General features: G+C 31.9%; 8 protein-coding genes. 3 read left to right on the top strand and 5 right to left on the bottom strand.

Going from position 1 to position 8,817, the window contains the following annotated elements; translation table 11 throughout:
• From ACOQN8_RS11670 to ACOQN8_RS11660, 3 genes are all read right to left on the bottom strand, one after another.
• Positions 1-2,091: proprotein convertase P-domain-containing protein (locus tag ACOQN8_RS11670; RefSeq protein ID WP_420552793.1), on the bottom strand; the 2,091-nt coding region annotated here is incomplete at its 3' end.
• Between the two features lie 356 nt (positions 2,092-2,447).
• Complete coding sequence (locus ACOQN8_RS11665) at positions 2,448-3,587, bottom strand: cysteine desulfurase family protein (protein WP_420552792.1); 1,140 nt, start codon at positions 3,585-3,587, stop codon at positions 2,448-2,450.
• Positions 3,588-3,602: 15 nt separating this feature from the next.
• On the bottom strand, positions 3,603-4,151 hold the full coding sequence (locus ACOQN8_RS11660) for a Smr/MutS family protein (protein WP_420552791.1): 549 nt from the start codon (positions 4,149-4,151) through the stop codon (positions 3,603-3,605).
• An 83-nt stretch (positions 4,152-4,234) separates the two neighbouring features.
• Between ACOQN8_RS11660 and ACOQN8_RS11655 the strand changes: the two genes are divergently transcribed.
• The gene (locus ACOQN8_RS11655) at positions 4,235-4,867 is read left to right on the top strand and encodes a low molecular weight phosphatase family protein (protein WP_235275667.1); all 633 of its coding nucleotides are present in this window, start codon (positions 4,235-4,237) and stop codon (positions 4,865-4,867) included.
• A 1-nt stretch (position 4,868) separates the two neighbouring features.
• Here ACOQN8_RS11655 and ppk2 (ACOQN8_RS11650) read toward each other — a convergent pair whose 3' ends face one another.
• Positions 4,869-5,648: a polyphosphate kinase 2 gene (gene ppk2, locus ACOQN8_RS11650; RefSeq protein ID WP_235275668.1), complete on the bottom strand. Its 780-nt coding sequence runs from the start codon at positions 5,646-5,648 to the stop codon at positions 4,869-4,871.
• A 3-nt stretch (positions 5,649-5,651) separates the two neighbouring features.
• Positions 5,652-6,509: a polyphosphate kinase 2 gene (gene ppk2 / locus ACOQN8_RS11645; RefSeq protein ID WP_235275669.1), complete on the bottom strand. Its 858-nt coding sequence runs from the start codon at positions 6,507-6,509 to the stop codon at positions 5,652-5,654.
• Between the two features lie 68 nt (positions 6,510-6,577).
• On the opposite strand from ppk2 (ACOQN8_RS11645), the gene ACOQN8_RS11640 reads away from it, so the two are divergent.
• Entirely contained in the window at positions 6,578-7,528 is a 951-nt protein-coding gene (locus ACOQN8_RS11640; protein WP_420552790.1) for a lipid A deacylase LpxR family protein, read from the top strand.
• 84 nt (positions 7,529-7,612) lie between these two features.
• Positions 7,613-8,731, top strand: a complete 1,119-nt coding sequence (gene dnaN, locus ACOQN8_RS11635) for a DNA polymerase III subunit beta (RefSeq protein ID WP_235275671.1) — start codon at positions 7,613-7,615, stop codon at positions 8,729-8,731.
• Positions 8,732-8,817: the final 86 nt, after the last annotated feature.

The following is an 8,817-nucleotide window of genomic DNA, read 5'->3' as shown; positions in this document are numbered from 1 at the left end:
TATTTCTGTTACAGTTACAGTAGCTGTATTGTCTATTGTACATGGACTTGTAGCTGCTTGTGTATATGTATAAACTAATCCAACATTACTCCAAGTCCCTCCTCCCGCTGGACTCCCTCCTAAAGCTCCAAATAACTGAGCTGTCGTTGGTGTATCCCCAGGACATACTTCTAAAGTTCCATTAGTACCGGCACTAGCAGGTTGCGCTTGAACTGTTATAAATATATTATCTTGTTCTATACAACTATTGTTTATAGTAGTAACTTCTACACGGTAACTATTCCCTGATAAAGCTGTTGTTGCATTTGTTATTGTTAAAGAAGCTGTATTTGTTCCACTATAAGGTGGTGAATTTGGTAAAGGAGTACTACTTGCCCCTAAATACCAATTATATATATAATCTCCAGCAGGAATAGCTCCCGCTGAATTTCTAACTCCTATAGGAGCAGCTGTTAATGTTATATTACTTCCTTCACATACTGAAGCGGGACTTGGTGTTATAGGTATACTAGAAATAACATCACCTATCCTTACTGCAGTTGTTATCGCTTGTGGACTACCTGCATTTGTAGGTACACCATTAGCATTTACACAAGCTGAAGACGTACAAAGCCTACCTGATGTTAAATCTGCAGCAACAAAACTACCTGCCGCTTCTATTGCGTCAAAACACCCATCTGCATCAGAATCAACTTCAAATGGATTTGTTTCTCCATCTGAATCAGAATCTAAAACCGTATAATTTAAATTAGCTCCAAACGTATCATTCGTTTCTATAGTATTGAATAAACCATTGGCCCCAGATCCAGTGTTTGCTCCATCAACTACTCCATCATTATTCGCATCTGCAACTCCACCTACAGCCAACACACCTGACTCGACAATATCGTAAATCCCATCATTATCTGAATCTAAGTCTAATTCATTACTGATTCCATCCCCATCTGTATCACAAATATTACTTGCCAACAAACTACCTCTTAATTCTTCAGGCCCTGGTCCTGTTTGATTTATAATTATAAAAGTATTATTTGCTAAAGGTGTCCAAGTAATTGTATTAAATGGTGTTCCGTCTTGAGCCACCATTGGCTCTAATGTTGTAGAAGTTGTTGTTCTTGTACCTAACAATGTAATTACTCCTGTTTCATCAATGGTTAACCTTAAACGCGGTAACCCATTAACATTTGGATTCCAAGGGCTCGAAATAAACGCGTTATCAGATTGAAATCTAAAATAGACTTCTCCTGTACCTAATGCTCCATTCTCAAATTCTAATATCGATGGATGCACTGGAGTTCCATTTACCGTCATTTGAAAAGAGTTATCTAACTCAGTTAAATCTAACCTAGCAAAACCTGTATCCGTATGATTTACTGTTACTTGACGATCACCTGATGCATTTGCAGAAGGTAGCAATGCTGTTGTTGCATTAGTACAGTATTCTTCCACATCAGTAATACCATCATTATCATCATCTAAATCACATTCATTATTAATACCATCTCCATCTGGATCATTAGCTGTAGGTGTTCCTACTATTGCTCCATCTGTACAAGGGTTTGCAATAACTACAGTCTGACATAAATTTAGTGTAAACAAATTTATAATACCATCATCAACTCCTAAGAAAGTATCTCTTCCTTGCAAACGCCACAATCCTGTAGAATTTTTACCATCAAAATCAGATAAATTTCCTATTGGTCGATAATTACCCGATAAATTCACATTCCCGGTTGGAAGAACATTCCCTGATTCATCATCAAAAGTAACATTCGAATAATTATCTCCACTACCTCCATTACCTGAAGACAAAAGAACTATAGTCCCATCAGGATGTCTAAGTCTTAAATCAATATCTGCATTCCAATTAATATTTATATTAACTAGTACATTTACATCTGTAATAGTAAACGAATCACTAACATTTACAGAAGCTATTGTTCTATAGTTACTATTATTAATATTCTGGGGAGTAGTATCTGAATAATTCGTACAAGTAGTTTGACCAAACGAATTATTAATAAGCAGAAATAATAAGAACACAAAAAACAGGGGTCCATTCTTTGAAGTGTCGGGGTAATTTTTCCTCATATTATTATATATATATCCTTATCCCAAATAAAATTTGGGAATTTTAATCTTTTTTTATAAAATGTTTGAGAATTTTTAAATCCCCAAGACTAACAATATCAACACTTTAAAATATTAATACTAATAGTTTGGGGGGACAACTGTAAGTAGTGCAAAGATAATTATAAATACTACTTTTCAAATTTTTAGATACTTTTTTTTGTAAAAAGTCACACTATAGAAAAAACAAATAACAAAAAAAGTCTCAATAAGAAAACAAAATAAAAAGCTCTCTTTTTAAAACCATTTAAGTTAATATTTTTCTAAATATAAGGGTTTTTATTTAAAAAACAAAAAAAAGCCTTAAAAAGGCTTATTTAAAGTTTTAGATTGTTTTTAATTTTTTCGATTGCAAAATATACATCTTGAATCGTTGTTAATTTACTAAATGAAAATCTAACTGATGTTTTTTTCGATTCTTCTTCCGACAAAAAAGCACTTAAAACATGCGAACCTTTACTCGCTCCACTTTGACAAGCACTCCCTCCAGAAACTGCAACCCCAACCAAATCCAAATTAAATAACAACATTTTTTCATTTACTGGGAAGCGCACATTTAATATTGTATAACTACTTTTTCTCATATTAGAAGATTCACCGTTAAACTCCACACCCTTAAAATGTGTTTTTAACTCACTTATCAAATAACTCTTCACCTCTTCCATAGACCTCTTATCATCCTCAAGACCTTCACACGAAATACTCAAAGCCTTCTCCATACCTAAAACAGCATGCACATTTTCTGTACTAGACCTCGCTCCTCTTTCTTGATTACCCCCATGTAATATTGGCTTAAGAAGAAGCCCTTTTTTCACATATACAAAACCCACTCCTTTAGGACCATGAAATTTATGCGCACTTGCTGCAATAAAATCTATTGGTGTTTTTTTCAAATCAATCTTATAGTGTCCAATTGCCTGAACCGTGTCTGAATGAAAATACGCTTGATATTTCTCACACAATAAGGCGACATCATCTATAGGCAATAAATTCCCTATTTCATTATTAACATACATTAAACTCACCAAAGTTTTTTCCTCCGACCTTTTTAAAACCTCCTCCAATTCACCTAATAAAACATTCCCTTTCTCATCTACATCAATATATTCTACAGCTACATTATAGCATTTCTGCAAATATTCAACTGTATGTAAAACTGCATGGTGTTCAATTTTAGAAGTCACTATTCTTGTTACACCAATATTCAAAACAGCATTATACAAAACCAAATTATCAGCCTCAGTCCCTCCTGCCGTAAAATAAATTTCACTTGATGAAACATTAAATTGTTTTGCTATATTTTTTCGAGCTGTTTCAACGGCTGCTTTTGCCTTTCTTCCAAACTGATGAGTAGACGATGGGTTACCAAAATTATCCATCATTGATTGTCTCATAACCTCCACAACCTCTGGCAACATTGGCGTTGTTGCCGCATTATCTAAATAAACATTTTTCATTTCGCAAAATTACAATTAATTCACATTTTTATATACGTATACCTCCGTAGCTCCTTGCCCATATTTTTGATATGAAGCGTCATAATACCGTACATTATAATTATTCAACAAATACTGTAACTCACTTTTCAAAACACCTTCTCCAACTCCATGAATTAACACTAATTTTGATATTCCTTTTGATATACAATACTCCAATTTTTGCTTTGCCAATTGAATTTGCTTTGACAAAATATCATATTTATCCATTCCTCTAACAGATTTCACAATCTTTTCTATGTGCAAATCAACCTCCATAACCACTTCGTTTTTATCTTTAATAAAAGGCGATTTCTTACTTTTAGCTCTCTGATTAATTTTTGCTTTTAATAATGGGTTATTTATATCTATATATTTACTCAACTGATTTTGATCTGCTTCAATTTTCACCAATTCAGAAGCTAAAAAACAATACTCCATCCCTTCATCATCTTTAATAAAAAAACTATTTCCTTCTTTTTTTATTACGAATCCTCTAATATCAGCATCCAAAACCGCCACTTTATTACCTATTTCTAAACACATTCTTAACCTTTACTTAATTCTACAAAAGAGCTTTACAGTGTATTTTTGCACATAATTCTATTTTACAAAAGAACTGTAAATAAATGATAAAGACTAAAAATATTAGTACAAAAACTTTCTTTGAAGAAGCTCGAAAAGAAACTATTATTAATAATGACCGTTTAAATTTAATTGACGATATCGCTCATACTATCATTGATGAATTTAATGATAGAGAAAAAATTAATTTAAACTTTATTTGTACTCATAACTCAAGAAGAAGCCAACTAGCTCAAGTCTGGAGCTTTTACGCTATAGAATATTTTAATTTAAAAAACATTTTCACGTATTCTGGCGGTACAGAAATTACCGCTTTTCATAGAAACACTGTAAAATGTCTTCAAAAAACTGGCTTCAACTTTAATATCATAGATTTTTCACATCAGAACCCTCGTTATTTAATCTCTTTTCAAGGAACTAAAAAGTCTATTTTAGGTTTTTCAAAAACATATGATCATTCAAGTAACAGCTTCCCTTATATAGCAATTACAACTTGTGATAGCGCTGATGAAAACTGCCCTTTTATCCCTGACGCTATCTCTAGGTTTCACCTTCCTTTCAAAGATCCTAAAATTTCTGACAACACAGATTTAATGGAAGAAACCTACTTAAACACTAGTAAACAAATTGCCGGTGAGGTATTTTACATTTTTGAAACTATAAAAAACCATTTATAATTTAGACTTCTGTATTTTTATCGTACGGAATACTCTTTAAAACATGGTTAATCACATTAATACGAGCTATGGTTTTTCTATTAGCTCGTATCACTTTCCAAGGTGATGTTTTTGTATTCGTTTTAGAAAACATTGCTCTTTTATACTCAGTATAATCATCCCACAATTCTTGCGCTCTCATATCTACAGGCGTCATTTTCCATTGCTTTAATGGATTATTCTTAATATCTCTAAATCTCTTCGCCTGTTCTTTTTTATTGATTGACATATATATTTTTACCAATCTGATTCCTGACTCTAAAATCATTCTTTCAAAATCATTTACCTGATTCATAAATATTTGATATTGCTCTTGAGTACAAAAGCCATTTACAGGCTCTACAACAGCCCTGTTATACCAACTACGATCAAAAAATACAATCTCTCCCGCTTTTGGAAACTGCTCTACATAACGCTGAAAATACCATTGAGACTTTTGATCTTCATTTGGCTTTGGCAATGCCACAATTCTCATATGCCTTGGATTAATTCGTTCTGTAATTCTACGTATTGCCCCACCTTTTCCTGCTGCATCTCTTCCCTCAAAAAGAACTATGATTCGTTCATTATTATTTATAGCCCAGGTTTGTAAACGAATTAATTCTACTTGTAATTTTTTTAATTTTCGTTCATAATCAACGTAACGTAATGCACGTTCCAAATTAAAAGGTTTTGACAATACTGCCTTCAAACCTCTATTCGTATTTAACTTATCTACATCTTTTTGTGTTAACTTTTCCATATCTTAATCTAAATGATTTGCTGAACGATAATAACGCATTACTATATTAGGATCAGGGTTTGATACCGTTTTAGACTCCTCTTCTTCTTCATAATTAAACTGAGACAAAACGTGTCGTATACACTCAACTCTTGCCTTCTTTTTATCATTTGTTTTTACAACTATCCAAGGACTATATGTTGTATGTGTTTTACTAAACATCTCATTTTTGTAATAAGTATATTTATCCCACAACTCTTGCCCTTTTTTATCTACTGGACTAAATTTCCATCTTTTCAAAGGATTGTCATTTCTTGCATCAAACCTACGTAATTGTTCATCTTTTGATATAGACAACCAAAACTTTATAATTATAACTCCATCTTCATACAACATATGTTCAAACTCTGGAACTTGCACTAAAAAAGTCTTATACTGTTCTTTTGTACAAAACCCCATAACCGGTTCTACAACTGCTCTATTATACCAACTACGATCAAAAAAAACAATCTCTCCCGGATTAGGTAATTCTTTAATATATCTTTGAAAATACCATTGTCCTTTTTCTACATCTGTTGGTTTATTTAAAGCCACTAAACGCATAGATCTTGGATTCAAATGCTCCATGAAACGACGGATACTTCCTCCTTTACCCGCTGCATCTCTTCCTTCAAAAATAACAGCTACTCGCTTGTTATTTTTCGCTATCCATTGTTGCAATTTCACCAATTCTACTTGAAGTTCTTTTAACTCTTTTTCATAAGCCAACTTAACCTCTACTTTATCTATAGAAATTTTCTTCTTTTTGATCACCTTCAACAACTCTTCATTTGTTGAAACACTTTCAAAATCAGCAAGTGTAAGTTTCGCCTTTTCTTTCATTAAAAAAACTATTATAATTATGAATAAATTAACCCTCGTTTTGCTAAAATAAAACGATATTAGCAGTTATGAAAAAAATTAGCTTCTTTTTATTCTCCTTAATTTCAATTAATTTTTATTCTCAAAGAAAATACTCCAAAGAGTTTAGTTTTCTTAACGATAATGATCTATTTGTATCAACATCACAAGACAGATATTATACTAATGGAATGTTTTTCACTTACAGGTATCTTAGCAAAAAAGAAGATGAAAACCTTGTAAAAAAATCATATGAAATTCAATTAGGGCATCATATGTATACACCATACAAAGCTACAGTTAACCAATTCATGAATCATGATCGACCATTTGCTGGCTATCTATTTGGAAGTTTTGGTATTAATCGGTTTTATAAAAACGAATCCATTCTAAAAACTTCAATTCAAACAGGAATTATCGGGCCTTCCGCTCTTAGCAAGGATCTACAAGATTTTATTCATGATATTTATGGCTATAAAAAAGCTATTGGATGGAAATATCAAATTGCTGATGCTTTTGCTTTAAATCTTTCTGGAAATTACATAAAAAAATTAGTAATTGACAAATCTAGTACTTTGGACATTAACTGGGTAAACAACGCCAGATTAGGAACTGTTTATACAGACTTTTCTAGTGGTTTACTATTACGTATTGGATTAAAACCTTTACAGAAAATCACCAATTCTATTATTTTTAACGCTAACCTTAATAATGACAAAACTGGCTCTAATAACGAAATTGAATCTTTTCTTTTTATCAAACCAATGCTAACTTACGCTATCTACGATGCTTCTATTCAAGGTAGTTTTCTTAATAACAATAGCCCTATTACATTTGAACTTGAACCTTTTAGGTTTACAAACGAAATAGGAATACGCTTTACTGCCAATCGTTTTAACTTTGGATACTCAGTCCATTTTCACACAAAAAAACTAAAAAGCATTAGAGTTCCGAGAGGAAATTTTTATGGTTCAATACAGTTAAATTATCAGTTTAACTAATCATTTTTAACTATTAAAAAAATAATTTTTAAAATCATCAAATTAAGATATATTTGTAAATCTAATAAACAGAAACTATACTAAATGAAATTTATCGTATCTAGCTCTCAATTATTAAAACAACTACAAGTTTTAGGAGGAGTTATAAATAGCAATAACACATTACCTATTTTAGACAACTTCTTGTTTGAACTAAATGAAAACGAACTTAAAGTATCGTCGTCTGATCTTGAAACTACCATGACTTCTGTTGTTGAAGTTGAGAGTACTGACACTGGTGCTATTGCCATTAATGCTCGTTTATTACTAGATACTTTAAAAACATTCCCAGAACAACCTTTAACATTTAAGGCTGAAGGAGATAGTACAATTGAAATTATTTCTGAGCAAGGTAAATACGATATGGCTTATTTTAGTGGTGAAGAGTTCCCTAAAGCTGTTGAATTACCTTCTCCTAGTAGCACTGAAATCCCTTCTCATATTTTAGCTACTGCGATTTCTAAAACAATATTTGCTGCTGGTAACGATGATTTAAGACCTGTAATGAGTGGTGTCTTTTTTCAATTTAATTCAAAAGAATTAACTTTTGTTGCTACAGATGCTCATAAATTAGTAAAATACACTCGTACTGATGTTACTGCTGATAAATCTGCTGAATTTATCATGCCTAAGAAACCTTTAAATTTATTAAAAGGAATTTTAGGAGGTTCTGACAACAATGTTGTTATTGAATACAATGAGACTAATGCAAAATTTACTTTTGAAAACGCAGTTTTAGTATGTAGATTAATTGACGGTAAATATCCAAATTACGAAGCTGTAATCCCAAAAGAGAACCCTAATAAACTTACTGTTGACAGGGCTTCTTTCTTAAATTCAGTTCGTCGTGTTTCTATTTTCTCAAGTAAAACTACACATCAGATTCGATTAAAAATGGCTGGAACTGAGCTAAATATTTCTGCTGAAGATTTAGATTACTCAAATAAAGCTGATGAGCGTTTAAATTGCGATTATCAAGGTGATGATATGCAAATTGGATTTAACTCTCGTTTTTTAAGTGAAATGTTAAACAACTTAAACTCTAACGATGTTTTAATTGAAATGAGTTTACCAAATAGAGCTGGTATTTTAACTCCAATTGATGGCACTGAAGAAGGAGAATTAGTTACTATGTTAGTTATGCCTGTAATGCTTAACGGATAAGACATTCAAAATTATATATTAAAAGCCACAAATGGAAATTTGTGGCTTTTTTATTTATCACCTAGTATCTCTTCTACTCCACTGTA

Origin of the sequence: Tenacibaculum aiptasiae (genome assembly GCF_965221665.1) — a bacterium.
Classification (GTDB): domain Bacteria; phylum Bacteroidota; class Bacteroidia; order Flavobacteriales; family Flavobacteriaceae; genus Polaribacter; species Polaribacter aiptasiae.
This window is presented reverse-complemented; position numbering and strand designations above follow the sequence as displayed.

What these genes read in the sequence shown, in the direction of transcription:
- ACOQN8_RS11665 (WP_420552792.1), bottom strand. Translation starts at nt 3,587, where the DNA reads ATGAAAAATGTTTATTTAGATAATGCGGCAACAACGCCAATGTTGCCA.
- ACOQN8_RS11660 (WP_420552791.1), bottom strand. Translation starts at nt 4,151, where the DNA reads ATGTGTTTAGAAATAGGTAATAAAGTGGCGGTTTTGGATGCTGATATT.
- ACOQN8_RS11655 (WP_235275667.1), top strand. Translation starts at nt 4,235, where the DNA reads ATGATAAAGACTAAAAATATTAGTACAAAAACTTTCTTTGAAGAAGCT.
- ppk2 (WP_235275668.1), bottom strand. Translation starts at nt 5,648, where the DNA reads ATGGAAAAGTTAACACAAAAAGATGTAGATAAGTTAAATACGAATAGA.
- ppk2 (WP_235275669.1), bottom strand. Translation starts at nt 6,509, where the DNA reads ATGAAAGAAAAGGCGAAACTTACACTTGCTGATTTTGAAAGTGTTTCA.
- ACOQN8_RS11640 (WP_420552790.1), top strand. Translation starts at nt 6,578, where the DNA reads ATGAAAAAAATTAGCTTCTTTTTATTCTCCTTAATTTCAATTAATTTT.
- dnaN (WP_235275671.1), top strand. Translation starts at nt 7,613, where the DNA reads ATGAAATTTATCGTATCTAGCTCTCAATTATTAAAACAACTACAAGTT.